The following is a 15,102-nucleotide window of genomic DNA, read 5'->3' on the forward strand; positions in this document are numbered from 1 at the left end:
CCGGAGGTTTGATGGTAGTTCCGCTTTTACTCGGGGCGATAATCAACACGCTCTTCCCGCAAGTCCTGCAGATAGGGGGCTTTACCACGGCCCTCTTAAAACAGGGAGCTATGCCCTTACTTGGCCTGTTCCTGCTGTGCAACGGGGCGCAGATTAAGATCAGACAGGCCGGAGTTTCTCTGGGCAAGGGCGTTGCACTAACGGCCGTGAAGTTTCTTATAGGTGCCGTTCTCGGGTGGCTGGTTGGGAAATTCATGGGTCCGTCCGGATTGCTGGGCCTTTCGTCGCTGGCCATTATCGGGGCAGTTACTAATTCCAACGGCGGCCTTTATACGGCCCTCGCTTCTCAGTACGGTGACCCAACCGATGTGGGAGCGGTGGCGGTAATATCCATAAACGATGGTCCCTTCCTCACTATGGCGGCCATGGGGGCCACCGGCCTGGCCGACATCCCCTTCGTGACCCTTGTAGCGGTTGTGGTTCCGATTGTTATCGGCATGGTGCTGGGCAATCTGGATGAGGAGTGGAAAAAATTCCTAGAGCCGGGGCAAAAACTCCTCATACCGTTTTTCGCTTTTCCACTGGGCGCGGCCCTGGACTTCAGGACGATTTTTAAGGCCGGCCTGCCTGGAGTCCTGTTGGGACTTGTAACGGTGGTACTTACGGGCCTGGGAGGTTATTTTACAATAAAATACGTTTTCCGGGAGAAAAAGGGCGTTGGAGCGGCTATCGGTACCACGGCGGGCAATGCCGTGGCCACCCCTGCCGCAGTTGCCGCCGCCGACCCGACCCTGGCGCCTCTGGTCGCCGGTGCTACGGCTCAGATTGCGGCATCGGTCATAATTACGGCCGTACTCTGTCCACTGCTGGTCTCCTACTTAGACAAGTTGGAGCGGGGAAACGATGTCCTTTGAGGAGAAAGGAAGTTGTACAGAGTCATAGTCATAGCCGATGATTTTACCGGGAGCAACGATACCGGGGTGCAACTGGTAAAGCACGGGTACTCTGCGATCACCCTGACTGATACGAAGCAGATAAAAAAATACGAGGATGTTACCGACGCCCTGGTGATCGACACCGAGACTCGAAGTATACCGGCTGCAAGCGCCTATGAAAAACTGAAAGAAGTATCAAACCTTGTCGGTGAGTATGGGGAGGCGGTGGTCTACAAAAAAATCGACTCTACCCTGCGGGGCAACATCGGAGCCGAAATCAGGGCGCTGCGCGAGGGACTCAAGCCTGAGCTTACGATATTCGCCCCGGCCTTCCCCAAAAACGGGCGCACCACTGAAAAGGGCATTCACTACCTGAAGGGCGTGCCGGTGGATAAGACTGAACTTGCCAGGGACCCCAAAAACCCAGTAACGACGGCGGATGTTAAAAGAATCCTGGAAAAAGGCCTGGGAGTCGCGGTTAAACATAAGATCCTGGAAGAAGGGGAAACAAACCAGGCTTTACGTAAGTACCTGGAAGCTGAGCTGAGAGAATGCGCTGTATTCTCCTTTGATGCGAAGACCGACGCTGATTTGGCAAGAATAGCTACCGGCGTGCTGGACTTGAAGAAAAAAACACTTTGGGTTGGTTCCGCCGGGCTGGCCGAGGCTTTAATGGCTTCTCTTGGGACCGCAGGAAAAAAGAATTCCGTACTCGTTATAGCGGGGAGCGTCAGCCGGGTAACCAGGAGGCAGGTGTTCCGAGCGCTGAAAGACAGCCGCATCGTCTTGGTAAAACTCGACGTGAAAAGGGCTCTGACGCATCCCGAAGAGGAGAGAGAGCGAGTCCGAAGAACAGCCCTGGATTTTATGAACGCGGCAAAGGATGTAATAATAGCGTCGGCGGTGGAGGAAGACGCGATATCCGAGGCACTTACGGCGGGGAGGGAAAAGGGGCTTTCTTCCTGGGATACCAGTGAGGCCCTGGCGCATGTTCTGGGCGAAACCACCTGCTCGCTGGTAGCGTCAAGAAGGCCGGCAGGTCTGGTGCTCACCGGCGGAGATACGGCCATACACGTGGTGAAGAGGCTTGCCGCTGCGGGAGGCAGGATAAATTCTGAGCTGGAACCGGGCGTACCGGAGCTCGTGCTGATTGGAGGACCGGCAAACGGCCTCAGAGTGGTGACGAAGGCCGGGGCTTTCGGGAGCGATGAAGCGATTTTGCAGTCGGTGATATCTCTGAGGGGGGATGGCAGATGCGACCTTTCGTGGCGATAACCACGGGGGACCCGGCGGGGGTCGGCCCGGAGATAAGCCTGAAAGCCGCGGCGTCGGCGGAAGTTTCCGGAGCGGCAAGGCCCTTGCTTCTGGGTTCCGGTCCGGTGCTCCAGCATTATGCGGACCTGCTGAAGCTGCCCGTGCGGCTGCGGAGAATAGATTCGGCGGCGGATTTCCAGGATGGATGTGTAAATTATATACCCGTGAATAATCTTTCCCCGTCCGACTTTGAAACAGGGAAGGTCTCGCCGCTCTGCGGGCGGGCGGCGTACGAGTACGTGGAGGCCGGCGTAAGGATGGCCCTCCGGGGCGAAGTTTCGGCCGTTGCCACAGCTCCTTTGAATAAAGAGGCCCTTCACCGGGCCGGCCTGGACTTCGCCGGTCACACCGAGATGCTGGCCAAGCTGACCGGAACTAAAGATTACGCCATGATGCTGGTCGCGGGGAACCTGCGGGTGGTTCACGTATCCACGCACGTGGCCCTTAGAAAGGCGTGCGCTCTGGTTGAAAAGGAAAGGGTTTATAAGACAGTAACCTTGGCGGCCGCTGCCGCCAATTCCGTGGGAGTGCGCAATCCCCGGATAGCCGTCGCGGGACTCAACCCCCATGCAGGGGAAGGAGGGCTTTTCGGGGACGAAGATATGTGCGAGATAGCGCCCGCCGTGGAAATGGCCCGGAAGGAGGGTTGCAGCGTTTACGGACCGCTGCCTCCCGACACGGTTTTTTGGAAGGCGTCAAGAGGCGAGTACGATGTGGTTGTGGCCATGTACCACGATCAGGGGCATATAGCCGTCAAGATGGCGGGATTTGAAAGAGGAGTAAACGTAACGGTAGGTCTTCCCATAATCCGCACGTCGGCGGACCACGGTACTGCTTTCGACATAGCGGGCAGGGGAATCGCCTCGGAGAAGAGTATGGTGGAAGCCATCAAACTTGCCGCCGCGATGGTGAAATACGCAGGGCGTGAACGCGAGGCGGAGAGTGCGGCGAGGAGGGATCAAGGAGATCCGGGCGGGGCGTAGCGGCGGATGACGGCTTCGGCGGCCCGGAGGCCGTCCACGGCGGCGGAGACGATGCCGCCGGCGGGGTAGAGGCCGCCTAAAGAGGCTTCGCCGTTTTCGTCGCGCACGATGCGCACGGGAGAAGAACTCCGGGTCTCGACACCGGTAAGGACGGCATCGGCGAGGTCGAAGCCTTGAAGCTTACGCGCCCAGACGGGGATGGCGGCGCGCAGGGTCTCGATGACGTAGGGCGGGAGGCACGCGCCGAGGTCTCCGGGCGTGACGCCGCGCGGGTAGCTGGGGGCGACGCTGCCCAGGCCTGCCGAGGTGCGCCCGGCGAGGAAGTCCCCCATGAGCTGGGCGGGGGCCCGGAAGGCGCCGCCGCCCGCCTGAAAGGCGGCCGCCTCGAAGCGGCGCTGGAACTCCACGCCGGCCAGGGGGTGGTCACTGCCAAAGTCGGCTGGGGCGACGCCCACCAGGAGGGCGCTGTTGGCATTGGGAGCGGAGCGGGCGTACTCGCTCATGCCGTTCGTCACCACGCGCCCCGGCCCGGAGGCGGCGGCCACCACCACGCCGCCGGGGCACATGCAGAAGGTGTAGGCGGAGCGGCCGGAAGGGGCGTGGTAGACCAGCTTGTAGTCGGCCGGGCCCAGGCGCGGGTGCCCGGCGAATTCTTTGTACTGCGCGGCGTCGATGAGGGCCTGGGGGTGCTCCACGCGTGCGCCGACGGAAAAAGGCTTGGGGACCAGGGTCACGCCGCGCTGAAGGAGCATGTGGAAGGTGTCGCGGGCGCTGTGGCCGATGGCCAGGATGAGGACGGAGCAGGGGAGAAGCTCCTCTTTGTTCACCCGCACGGCGGTGAGGCGACCCTCGCGGCTTACGATATCGGTTAAGCGGCTTTGAAAGCGCACCTCGCCGCCGGCGGCCGTGATGCGCCCGCGCAGGCCCTGCACCACGGCCCGCAGGCGGTCCGTGCCCACGTGGGGCTTGGCGCTGTACAGGATCTCGGGCGGGGCGCCGGCGGCCACGAACTCTTTAAGCACCTTGCGGCAGCGCGGGTCGTGGATGTTGGTGGTGAGTTTGCCGTCGGAAAAGGTGCCGGCACCGCCCTCGCCGAACTGCACGTTGCACTCCGGGTCCAGCTCGCCCGTTTCCCAGAAGCGCTGCACGCGCCGGGTGCGCTTTTCCACAGCGAGGCCGCGCTCCAGGACGATGGGTGCGTACCCTTCTTCGGCGAGCAGCAGGGCGGCGAAGAGGCCGGCCGGGCCGCTGCCTACCACCACAGGGCGGTGGGGCAGGGGCCCGCTTCCTTTCCCGGGGGGATGATACTCCGCGTCCGGGGCGCGGCGCGCCGCCTCGCCCAGGCGCGCGGCCGCGCGCGCCTCGTGCGCCACGTCGACGTCGACGGTGTAAACGAAGGTGATCTCGCCGCGCCGTCTGGCGTCCACGGCTTCCTTATGTATCTGGTAGCTCTTGAGCTCCCGTGCCGGCACGCCCAGGCGGCGCAGAAGCTTCTTCTCCAGGGCACTCTGGTCCTCGTCAAGACCGAGACGAATCCCGCTTATTCGTAGCAAACTCTAACCTCCCTCGGGCATCCTCCGTGTCCGGACGTACCGCTTAGATAATAATTTACCCTTCGTGGCCGGGTTACCTGCCTGTTGACGGCGTACAATTTTATCGGCCGGGGATTTGCCGCCGGCCGGCGCGGGCAAATCAACCCTGCTGTTTGCCTTCGACAGGCAGGTTCAGGCTGCTGATTTGACCAATATTTGTCACCATGTCTTGACAAAAGCTTACAATTTTGGCTAAAGTAGAACCAGGAACACGGAATTTGTCCAGAGTGTTCCGGTATTCCGCCTACCGTGTTAAGGGGGGTAAGAAGCGTGGGCCAGTTCATAGGTCTGGATGTGGGCTACGGTTTTGTGAAGGTGACCGACGGTGAGAGCGGGTATGCTTTTCCCAGTGTGATAGGCAACGGCCATACCAAGTCGGTGTATCGCACCTTTTCGCAGCCGGTGGAACAAATAAATCATTTACGGCTGGGCGTAGACGAGCAGCTCTATTTTGTCGGTAAGTCCGCCGTACGCCATTCCGCGTTTGCTTTCCGTGACCTTTCCACCACGCGCACCGTAGGCGGCGATCTTAAGATTCTTTTTCTAGCCGCGCTCAGCCTTTTCTGCTCCGGTCCCACGAATAAGTTCAGGGTTGTGACCGGCCTTCCGCCCGGGCGGATGTACCTTATGGATGAATTGGTCCGCCAGTTTACACGCGAGCACACCATTACGCTGTACCGCAACCAGTCGCCCGAAGAAGTCAGTGTCGCGGTGACCCATCTGGAAGTTGTGCCCCAGCCCCTCGGCACCTACTGGTCTCAGGCCTTGGATCTCTGGGGGCGGGACAGGCACGCTTTGGAAGGCGGCCGCATCGGCGTCATAGATATCGGGTTCAGGACTACGGACTTGGCCGCCATCGAAGACGGCGAGTTCATTCCCGAAAACAGTTGCACGGTTCCGGTGGGGATGGCCGGCGCCTACAGCGAGATCGGGAACAGGCTGTTGGCCGATTACGGATTGGAACGGGAGACCTTCGCTCTCGACGAAGCGGTGATTAAGGGCAGGGTCAACATAGCCGGGCGTACGGTCGACATTTCCGAGCTGCGCGACGCGGTCTTTCAACAACTGGCCACCAAGGTCCTCGTTGAGATCATGTCCAAGTGGCGGGTGCCGGAGTTTGACCACCTTTTGCTCAGCGGCGGCGGCGGTCAGGCCCTGAGCGGTTACCTGCTGCCGCAGCTTGTACAAGGTGAGCTCATATCCGACTCCTTCACCGCCAACAGTAAAGGTTATCTGTCCTGGGCCAACAGGCTCTGGGGGGGCGCGATCCAAAGTTGAGGCCGGGGGGCGAGGCAGGGGGTGTGAGCCGATGCCGGCCTGTTTTCCCCTGAATTATCTGCTGAACTGCATCAGAACGCTGGGCCGGCGCGGGCCGGGAAAGAATGCCGGGCCGGAACTTGTAATCGAAATTCACGGCAGAGTAGAAGGCGGGATCTGCAGTCACGCCGGGAAGGTGATCATCACGCCGACCGGGTTGTGCATGAGCAACATCAAAGCCGACTCTATCGATATTGCGGGGGAAGTGCATGGAGACGTCGAGGTTAAGAACCTGGTGATCGAGCCTACAGGGCGCTTGTACGGCCGGGCGAAGTACCTTAACCTGATGGTGCAGGACGGCGGGATTTTGGCCTCCGATCAGGAGGAGAATTTGTCCCCGCCGTCGGCGAAGGCCGGCAACCGCCCGCTTCCCCCCGAACAGGCGGAAAAACAAGACGTCCTCCGTGAATCCAAGCCGGAGACGGCCGATACTGACGGGGCGGTTGCCGTCGCCAAGCTCGGCGAGCCGAGAGAACCGCACTTTTACAGCAGCTATTAGTTTTGTCGGGCGTCCCATTTTAGTGTAGCGGCGCCGCCCCTGCCCTAACCTGCGGTCGCGTCAACCAGGGCGCGATCTTTCTATTGACGAAAGCCGGGACTTATGATATCATAACTAAATGCGAAACCAGGGGTAGTTCTTGCCTTTTTTGGCCGCACAAGGGCACAAAGAATAGCTCCTGGCAAAAACGGGAATAATACCTAGTGGCACTTTTTTGTCTTCAAGCGAGGTTGCGCACTCTTATGGCCGCCTTGCTTTTCCGCGTTTTGGGGAGCGACCCCTAAATAGCTTGCCGAGGGGTGAAGTGCATTGCTGCATCCGGTCCGGGGTCACGCCGGCGCGCGCCACAGTTTCGCCAAACTGGTGGACGTGCTGGAACTGCCGAACCTCATCGAGGTCCAGCGCAGCTCGTACCAGTGGTTCCTCGATGAGGGCCTCCGGGAGACGTTCCAGGAGGTTTCGCCCATCCAGGACTTCACCGGCAATCTCATTTTGGAGTTTGTGGATTACAGCCTGGGTGAGCCCAAGTACTCGGTGGACGAGTGCAAGGAGCGCGACGTAACCTACGCGGCTCCGCTGCGCATCCGTGTACGCCTGCACAACAAGGAAACGGGCGAGGTGAAGGAGCAGGAGGTGTTCATGGGGGACTTTCCCCTCATGACGGACAAGGGCACCTTTATCATCAACGGGGCCGAGCGCGTGGTGGTGAGCCAGCTGGTGCGCTCGCCGGGCGCCTACTTCGCCCGCACCACAGAGCAGGGGAAGGAACTTTTCGGCGCCACCCTTATGCCGAACCGCGGTGCCTGGCTGGAGTTTGAGACGGACGCCGGCGACCTCATCGGGGTGCGGGTGGACCGCACGCGCAAGATTCCCGTCACGGTTCTTCTGCGTGCGCTGGGTTACAGCACCGACGGGCGCATCCTGGAACTTTTCGACGACGATGCCCGTATCCGGGCCACGCTGGAGCGCGACAACACCAAGTCCGAAGAGGAAGCCCTGGTGGAGATCTACAAGCGCCTGCGTCCGGGTGAGCCGCCCACGGTGGACAGCGCGCGGACGCTCCTCGAGAGCCTGTTCTTCGATCCCAAGCGTTACGACCTGGCCGCCGTCGGCCGTTACAAGCTCAATAAAAAGCTTAAACTAAACATCCCGCAGGATGTCCGGATTCTCACCCGGGAGGATATTGTGGCCACCATCCGTTACCTCCTGGCCCTGAAAGACGGCAAGGGGAAGACGGATGACATCGACCACCTGGGCAACCGCCGCCTGCGCTCGGTGGGTGAGCTGCTGCAGAACCAGTTCCGCATCGGGCTCGCCCGCATGGAGCGTGTGGTGCGCGAGCGTATGACCATTCAGGACGTGGACATCATTACCCCGCAGGCGCTCATCAACATCCGCCCGGTGGTGGCTTCCGTCAAGGAATTCTTCGGGAGCTCGCAGCTTTCCCAGTTCATGGACCAGACCAACCCCCTGGCGGAGCTCACCCACAAAAGGCGCCTTTCGGCCCTGGGGCCGGGCGGCCTTTCGCGCGAGCGCGCCGGTTTCGAGGTGCGCGATGTCCACTATTCCCACTACGGGCGCATGTGCCCCATTGAGACGCCGGAAGGTCCGAACATCGGCCTGATCGGTTCCCTTTCCACCTACGCCCGCATCAACCAGTACGGCTTCATTGAAACGCCGTACCGCAAGGTGGATAAAGAACGCGGCGTGGTGACGGACGAGGTCGTCTACCTGACCGCCGACGAAGAGGACGAGTATGTCATCGCCCAGGCCAACGAGCCCCTCACGCCGGACGGCCGCTTCGCCAACAGCAAGGTAACCGTACGCGACGGCGAGCTCATCATTGAGGTGCCGTCCGACCGGGTGGACCTGATGGACGTGTCCCCGAAGCAGCTCGTTTCCGTGGCCACGGCCCTCATCCCCTTCCTGGAGCACGACGACGCCAACCGCGCCCTCATGGGCTCCAACATGCAGCGCCAGGCGGTGCCGCTCTTGGTGCCGGAGTCCCCGTACGTAGGTACGGGTATGGAGGACAAAACGGCCTACGATTCCGGCGTGCTGGTTACGGCCCGCCGCGCCGGCGTGGTGGTCCGCGTGACGGCGGACGAGGTGGTGGTGCGCGCCGAGGACGGGACGCTCGACCGCTACCGCCTGCAGAAGTTCCTGCGCTCGAACCAGGGTACCTGCATCAACCAGCGGCCCATTGTTTTTAAGGGCGAGCGGGTCGAGGCGGGCACTGTTCTCGCCGATGGCCCGGCCACGGCGCAGGGGGAGCTCGCCCTGGGGCGCAACGTGCTCTGCGCCTTCATGCCCTGGGAAGGTTACAACTACGAGGACGCCATCCTTATCTCCGAGCGGCTGGTGAAAGACGACGTCTTCACTTCAATTCATATCGAAGAGTACGAGTGCGATGCCCGCGACACCAAGCTGGGACCGGAGGAGATTACGCGCGACATCCCCAACGTGGGCGAGGAAGCGCTGAAGGACCTGGATGAGCACGGCATCATCCGCACCGGCGCCGAGGTACGCCCGGGCGACATCCTGGTGGGTAAGGTCACCCCCAAGGGCGAAACGGAGCTCACCGCCGAGGAGCGGCTGCTCAGGGCCATCTTCGGCGAGAAGGCGCGCGAGGTGCGCGACACCTCGCTGCGCGTGCCCCACGGCGAGGCCGGCATCGTGGTGGACGTGAAGATCTTTTCGCGGGAAAACGGCGACGAGCTGGCGCCGGGGATCAATCAGCTGGTGCGCGTGTACATCGCCCAGAAGCGCAAGATCTCCGAGGGCGACAAGATGGCCGGCCGCCACGGCAACAAGGGCGTCATCGCCCGCATCTTGCCGGAGGAAGACATGCCGTTTTTGCCCGACGGCACACCGGTGCAGATCATCCTGAACCCCCTGGGCGTGCCCTCGCGTATGAACATCGGCCAGGTGCTGGAGACGCACCTGGGCTGGGCCGCCAACACCCTGGGCTTTAAGGTGGCCACCCCGGTGTTCGACGGCGCCCGCGAGGAGGAGATCATCGGATTCCTGAAGAAGGCCGGCCTGCCGGAGGACGGCAAGCTCGAACTGAGGGACGGGCGTACCGGCGAGCCGTTCGAAAACCGCATCACCGTGGGCTACGTCTACATGCTGAAGCTGGCCCACCTGGTGGACGACAAGATCCACGCCCGCTCCACCGGCCCCTACTCTCTGGTCACCCAGCAGCCCCTGGGCGGTAAGGCGCAGTTCGGCGGACAGCGCTTCGGCGAGATGGAGGTGTGGGCGCTGGAGGCCTACGGCGCCGCCTATACGCTGCAAGAGCTTCTTACGGTGAAGTCGGACGACGTGGTGGGCCGCGTGAAAACCTACGAAGCGGTGGTGAAGGGCGACAACGTCCCGGAGCCGGGCGTGCCGGAGTCCTTCAAGGTGCTCATTAAGGAGCTGCAGAGCCTGGCCCTGGACGTGAAGGTGCTCAACGAGAACGAACAGGAGATTGAGATTAAGGACGACGACGACGATGTCACGGTAACGGCCAAGGAGCTTGACCTGGACATCGCCGGCGAGGTGGAAGAGCCGCGGGGCAAAGGGCGACGCGAGCTGCCCGAGCCGCCGGAGCCGGAGGAGGAGCCGGTGGAGGATGAAGGCGAGGAAGAGGAACCGCAGGACGAAGACGTGCTGGCTCTGGAAGAAGACCTGGTGGGCGACCCCGAAGAGGACGAGGAATAAGGGAGAAGGGAGAGAGGCCCTTTGCTAGACGCCAACAACTTTGACCGCATCCGGATCGGGCTGGCCTCTCCGGACCAGATCCGCGCCTGGTCCCGGGGCGAGGTGAAAAAGCCGGAGACCATCAACTACCGGACCTTAAAGCCCGAACGGGAGGGCCTGTTCTGCGAGAAAATCTTCGGTCCGACCAAAGATTGGGAGTGTCACTGCGGCAAGTATAAACGGATTCGCTACAAGGGCATCGTCTGCGACCGCTGCGGCGTAGAGGTCACGCGGGCCAAGGTGCGGCGCGAGCGCATGGGCCACATCGAGCTGGCGGCGCCGGTGTCTCATATCTGGTACTTCAAGGGCATCCCGAGCCGCATGGGGCTCATCCTGGACATGTCGCCGCGGGCTCTGGAAAAGGTGCTCTACTTTGCGGCCTACGTGGTGGTGGATCCCGGGGATACCCCCCTGGTGAAAAAGCAGATCCTCTCCGAGAGCGAGTATCGCGAAGCGCGGGACAAGTACGGGGCGCGTTTTACCGCCCTCATGGGCGCAGAGGCCATCAAGATGCTGCTCGAGGAGATCGACCTGGAGCAGCTGGCGGCTGAACTGCGCCAGGAGCTGAAGGACGTAAGCGGCCAGCGCAAGATCCGCGCCATCCGCCGCCTGGAGGTGGTGGAGGCCTTCCGCAAGAGCGGCAACCGCCCCGAATGGATGATCCTGGATGTTATCCCGGTGATCCCGCCGGAGCTGCGCCCCATGGTGCAGCTCGACGGCGGCCGCTTCGCCACCTCGGACCTCAACGACCTCTACCGGCGGGTCATCAACCGCAACAACAGGTTGAAACGGCTGCTCGAGCTGCAGGCGCCGGATATCATCGTGCGCAACGAGAAACGCATGCTGCAGGAGGCGGTGGACGCCCTCATCGACAACGGGCGCCGCGGCCGCCCGGTGACCGGCCCCGGCAACCGGTCCTTGAAGTCCCTGAGCGACATGCTCAAGGGTAAGCAGGGGCGCTTCCGCCAGAACTTACTCGGCAAGCGCGTGGACTACTCAGGCCGTTCGGTGATCGTGGTGGGCCCGAACCTGAAGCTGCACCAGTGCGGCCTGCCCAAGGAGATGGCGCTGGAGCTCTTTAAGCCCTTCGTCATGAAGAAGCTGGTGAGCGAGGGCTACGCCAACAACATCAAGAGCGCCAAGCGCATGGTGGAGCGCGTCCGCGACGAGGTCTGGGACGTGCTGGAGGAGGTCATCCGGGAGCACCCGGTGCTCCTGAACCGCGCGCCTACCCTGCACCGCCTCGGCATCCAGGCCTTTGAGCCGGTGCTGGTGGAGGGCCGCGCCATCCAGATTCACCCCCTGGTCTGCTCGGCCTACAACGCCGACTTCGACGGCGACCAGATGGCGGTACACGTACCGCTTTCGGCCGAGGCCCAGGCGGAAGCGCGGGTGCTCATGCTCTCAGCTTACAACATCCTGTCCCCGGCCAACGGGAAGCCCCTGGCGGTGCCCACCCAGGATATGGTCATCGGCTGCTACTGGCTGACCAGCGTGAAGGAAGACGCCAAAGGCGCCGGCCGCCTGTTCGCCTCGGTGGACGAAGCCCAGATGGCCGCCGACGCCGGGTATCTTTCCCTGCAGGCGCCGATTAAGGTCCGCCTGGACGGCAAGCTCACGGAAACCACCCTGGGGCGCGTGCTCTTTGCCCAGGCGCTGCCGGAGGACATGCGCTACCACCTCAACGAGGTACAGGACAAAAAAGCCCTGGGCAAGATCGTGGCCGAGTGTTACCACCGCCACGGCGTCGAGACCACGGTGGAGATGCTGGACCGCATCAAAGCCCTGGGCTACCACTACGCCACCCGCGCCGGCGTCACCATCTCCGTGAGCGACATCGAGGTGCCCACGGACAAAAAGGAGATCCTGACGGAGGCGGAGCGCGAGGTGGAAGAGGTCGAAAGCCAGTACCGCCATGGCCTCATCACCGCCGAGGAGCGCTACCAGAGCGTGGTGGACATCTGGAACGGCGCCACGGAAAAGGTTACGCAATCCATGGTGCGCCATCTGGACAGGTTCAACCCGGTGTTCATGATGGCCAATTCCGGTGCCCGCGGTAACATCCAGCAGCTGCGGCAGCTGGCCGGCATGCGCGGCCTGATGGCCGACCCTTCCGGGCGCATCATCGACCTTCCCATCCGCTCCAACTTCCGCGAGGGCCTGACCGTACTGGAGTACTTCATCTCCACCCACGGCGCCCGCAAGGGCCTGGCGGACACGGCGCTTCGCACCGCCGACTCCGGTTACCTGACCCGCCGCCTGGTGGACGTCTCTCAGGATCTCATCGTCCGCGAGGAAGACTGCGGCACCACCGACGGCCTGGTGGTCACGGACATGATGGACGGCAACGAGGTCATCCAGTCCCTCTACGACCGCATCCTGGGGCGCGTGGCGGTTGAAGACGTGGTGCACCCGGAGACGGGCGAGGTCCTGGTGCCGGCCGGGGAGGAGATCCGCGAGGACGCCGCCGGTGCCATCGTCAAGGCGGGCATCAAGGCGGTGAAGATCCGCACCGTCCTCACCTGCGCCTCCAAGCTGGGTGTGTGCGCCAAGTGCTACGGCCGCAGCCCCGCCACCGGGCGCCTGGTGGATATGGGCGAGGCCGTGGGGATCGTGGCGGCGCAGTCCATCGGCGAGCCGGGCACGCAGCTTACCATGCGTACCTTCCACACCGGCGGCGTGGCCGGCGACGACATCACCCAGGGTCTGCCGCGCGTGGAAGAGCTGTTTGAAGCCCGGCGGCCGAAAGGCCAGGCCATCATCACCGAAATCGACGGCACGGTGCACCTGGGCGAGAACCGCGGCCGGCGTGAGGCCACGGTGGTCAATGAAGAGACCGGCGAGACCCGCTCCTACGCCCTCCCCTTCGGCGCGCGCCTGCATATCAAGGACGGCGACAAGGTGGCGGCGGGCGACCAGCTCACCGAAGGCCCGGTGAACCCCCACGAGCTGCTGCGCATCAAGGGCATCGAAGCCGTGGAGCAGTACCTCCTGCAGGAGGTGCAGCGGGTGTACCGCTTCCAGGGCGTGGAGATCAACGACAAGCACATCGAGGTTATCGTGCGCCAGATGCTCCGGAAGGTAAAGGTGGAGGACCCGGGGGATACAGACCTGCTTTTGGGGAGCCTGGTAGATGTGCAGGAGTTCGAGGACGCCAATGCCCGGGTGCTGGAAGCCGGCGGCGAACCGGCCACCGCGCGGCCCACGCTCCTCGGCATCACGAAGGCGTCCTTGGCCACCGAGTCATTCCTCTCGGCGGCTTCCTTCCAGGAAACCACCCGCGTGCTCACCGAAGCAGCCATTAAAGGAAAAACAGACCCGCTGCTGGGCCTGAAGGAGAACGTGATCATCGGCAAGCTCATCCCGGCCGGGACGGGCATGGCGCGCTACCGCAGCGCCAAGGTGGAACCGGTCCCGTCTCCGGCCGTGCCGGCGGCCCAGGAGCTGGCCGGGCGCTGATTCTTGACAGTACCCGGGTGAGATGGTACAATAACCGAGTGTGACTATGGCCCGCCCCGCTCTGCGGGGCGGGCGAGCGAGTGATTACCCCAAAAGAGTGCGAAGTGAGGGAAGCGCGATGGCACTGGACGGTTTGCGGGCGGCGAAGAAAAAGACCGTTGGAACCAAGCAGACGCTCAAGGCGGTGGAAAAGGGTCTGGCCCGCCGGGTCTACGTAGCCAGGGACGCTGAAGCCCACATCATTGCTCCGCTCCTGGAGCTGTGTGCCAGCCGGGGTACTCCCTGCGAGTACGCCGAGAGCATGCGCGAGCTGGGCCGGGCCTGCGGCATTCAAGTAGGTGCGGCGGCAGCAGGTATCATCGAGTAGCGGAAGGAGGTGGCAAGATGCCGACAGTCAGCCAGATGATCCGCCAGGGTCGCAAGAAGGTGCAGGAGAAGTCCGCCGCTCCCGCTCTGCAGGGTTCACCGCAGAAGCGCGGAGTCTGCACTCGCGTATACACAACCACGCCCAAAAAGCCGAATTCGGCCCTGCGCAAGGTGGCGCGTGTGCGCCTGACCAACGGTACGGAGGTAACCTCCTACATCCCCGGGATCGGGCACAACCTGCAGGAGCACGCCGTGGTGCTGGTGCGCGGCGGCCGTGTTAAGGACCTGCCGGGCGTAAGGTACCACATTGTCCGGGGGACGCTGGATGCCGCCGGCGTGCAGGACCGGCGCCAGGGCCGGTCGAAGTACGGCGCGAAGCGGCCGAAGAAGTAGCGGTAAGGAGGGAAGACGATGCCAAGGCGAGGCCATGTGGGGCGGCGCGCGGTGCAACCGGACCCCATTTATGGGAGCCCGATGGTTACGCGCCTCATCAACAAAGTGCTCCTCAGCGGCAAAAAGAGCACGGCGGAGAAAATCTGCTACGAGGCTCTTGAGACCGTGCGGGAGAAGACGGGCAAAAATCCGCTCGATGTTTTCGAACAGGCGGTTAAAAACGTCACACCCATCGTCGAGGTAAGGGCGCGCCGGGTGGGCGGTGCCAACTACCAGGTGCCGGTGGAGGTGCGCCCGGAGCGGCGCATGTCGCTGGCTATGCGCTGGATTGTGGACTATGCCAGAAGGCGCGGCGAACGCACCATGAAGGAAAAGCTGGCGGCGGAGATTATGGACGCGGCGAACGGCACGGGCGGCGCTGTGAAAAAGCGGGAAGACACGCACAAGATGGCTGAGGCCAACAAGGCCTTTGCTCACTACCGGTGGTAAGAAACTGGGTT

11 protein-coding genes are annotated in these 15,102 nt (G+C 62.8%); 10 read left to right on the forward strand and 1 reads right to left on the reverse strand.

The features are described 5' to 3' along the window. The first annotated feature begins 11 nt into the window (after positions 1–11). From K5554_RS05225 to pdxA, 3 genes are read left to right on the forward strand one after another with little or no spacing between them, the layout of a single operon-like run. The gene (locus tag K5554_RS05225) at positions 12–914 is read left to right on the forward strand and encodes a 2-keto-3-deoxygluconate permease (protein WP_370636966.1); all 903 of its coding nucleotides are present in this window, start codon (positions 12–14) and stop codon (positions 912–914) included. A 12-nt stretch (positions 915–926) separates the two neighbouring features. Beyond that, a complete protein-coding gene (locus tag K5554_RS05230) occupies positions 927–2,210 on the forward strand; it encodes a four-carbon acid sugar kinase family protein (protein ID WP_221040083.1) in 1,284 nt (427 codons plus the stop codon). Beyond that, a complete protein-coding gene (pdxA, locus tag K5554_RS05235) occupies positions 2,189–3,232 on the forward strand; it encodes a 4-hydroxythreonine-4-phosphate dehydrogenase PdxA (RefSeq protein ID WP_221040084.1) in 1,044 nt (347 codons plus the stop codon). The genes K5554_RS05230 and pdxA overlap by 22 nt, the downstream gene beginning before the upstream one ends. Here the strand turns inward: pdxA and K5554_RS05240 are convergent. Next, on the reverse strand, positions 3,208–4,785 hold the full coding sequence (locus tag K5554_RS05240; RefSeq protein ID WP_221040085.1) for an NAD(P)/FAD-dependent oxidoreductase: 1,578 nt from the start codon (positions 4,783–4,785) through the stop codon (positions 3,208–3,210). The two genes, pdxA and K5554_RS05240, sit on opposite strands and share 25 nt — an antisense overlap. Positions 4,786–5,094: 309 nt before the next feature. Between K5554_RS05240 and K5554_RS05245 the strand changes: the two genes are divergently transcribed. From K5554_RS05245 to rpsG, 7 genes are all read left to right on the forward strand, one after another. Then, positions 5,095–6,102, forward strand: a complete 1,008-nt coding sequence (locus K5554_RS05245) for a ParM/StbA family protein (RefSeq protein WP_221040086.1) — start codon at positions 5,095–5,097, stop codon at positions 6,100–6,102. Positions 6,103–6,133: 31 nt separating this feature from the next. Next, entirely contained in the window at positions 6,134–6,640 is a 507-nt protein-coding gene (locus K5554_RS05250) for a polymer-forming cytoskeletal protein (RefSeq protein WP_221040087.1), read from the forward strand. Between the two features lie 309 nt (positions 6,641–6,949). Further along, positions 6,950–10,345 carry a DNA-directed RNA polymerase subunit beta gene (rpoB, locus tag K5554_RS05255; protein WP_221040088.1) on the forward strand — a complete coding sequence of 1,132 codons (3,396 nt, stop codon included), beginning with the start codon at positions 6,950–6,952 and terminating at the stop codon, positions 10,343–10,345. Positions 10,346–10,366: 21 nt separating this feature from the next. After that, positions 10,367–13,843, forward strand: coding sequence for a DNA-directed RNA polymerase subunit beta' (gene rpoC / locus K5554_RS05260; protein ID WP_221040089.1), 3,477 nt, complete (start codon positions 10,367–10,369; stop codon positions 13,841–13,843). A gap of 118 nt (positions 13,844–13,961) precedes the next feature. After that, a complete protein-coding gene (locus K5554_RS05265; protein WP_221040090.1) occupies positions 13,962–14,210 on the forward strand; it encodes a ribosomal L7Ae/L30e/S12e/Gadd45 family protein in 249 nt (82 codons plus the stop codon). Positions 14,211–14,227: 17 nt separating this feature from the next. Then, complete coding sequence (gene rpsL / locus K5554_RS05270; protein WP_221040091.1) at positions 14,228–14,602, forward strand: 30S ribosomal protein S12; 375 nt, start codon at positions 14,228–14,230, stop codon at positions 14,600–14,602. An 18-nt stretch (positions 14,603–14,620) separates the two neighbouring features. Then, positions 14,621–15,091: a 30S ribosomal protein S7 gene (gene rpsG / locus K5554_RS05275; RefSeq protein ID WP_221040092.1), complete on the forward strand. Its 471-nt coding sequence runs from the start codon at positions 14,621–14,623 to the stop codon at positions 15,089–15,091. Positions 15,092–15,102: the final 11 nt, after the last annotated feature.

It is taken from the genome of Gelria sp. Kuro-4 (assembly GCF_019668485.1).
GTDB lineage: Bacteria > Bacillota > DTU030 > DUMP01 > DUMP01 > DUMP01.

Bases quoted from the DNA above. Each gene is read 5' to 3' on its own strand.
- K5554_RS05225 (WP_370636966.1), top strand. From the start codon at position 12: ATGGTAGTTCCGCTTTTACTCGGGGCGATAATCAACACGCTCTTCCCG.
- pdxA (WP_221040084.1), top strand. From the start codon at position 2,189: ATGCGACCTTTCGTGGCGATAACCACGGGGGACCCGGCGGGGGTCGGC.
- K5554_RS05250 (WP_221040087.1), top strand. From the start codon at position 6,134: ATGCCGGCCTGTTTTCCCCTGAATTATCTGCTGAACTGCATCAGAACG.
- K5554_RS05265 (WP_221040090.1), top strand. From the start codon at position 13,962: ATGGCACTGGACGGTTTGCGGGCGGCGAAGAAAAAGACCGTTGGAACC.
- rpsL (WP_221040091.1), top strand. From the start codon at position 14,228: ATGCCGACAGTCAGCCAGATGATCCGCCAGGGTCGCAAGAAGGTGCAG.
- rpsG (WP_221040092.1), top strand. From the start codon at position 14,621: ATGCCAAGGCGAGGCCATGTGGGGCGGCGCGCGGTGCAACCGGACCCC.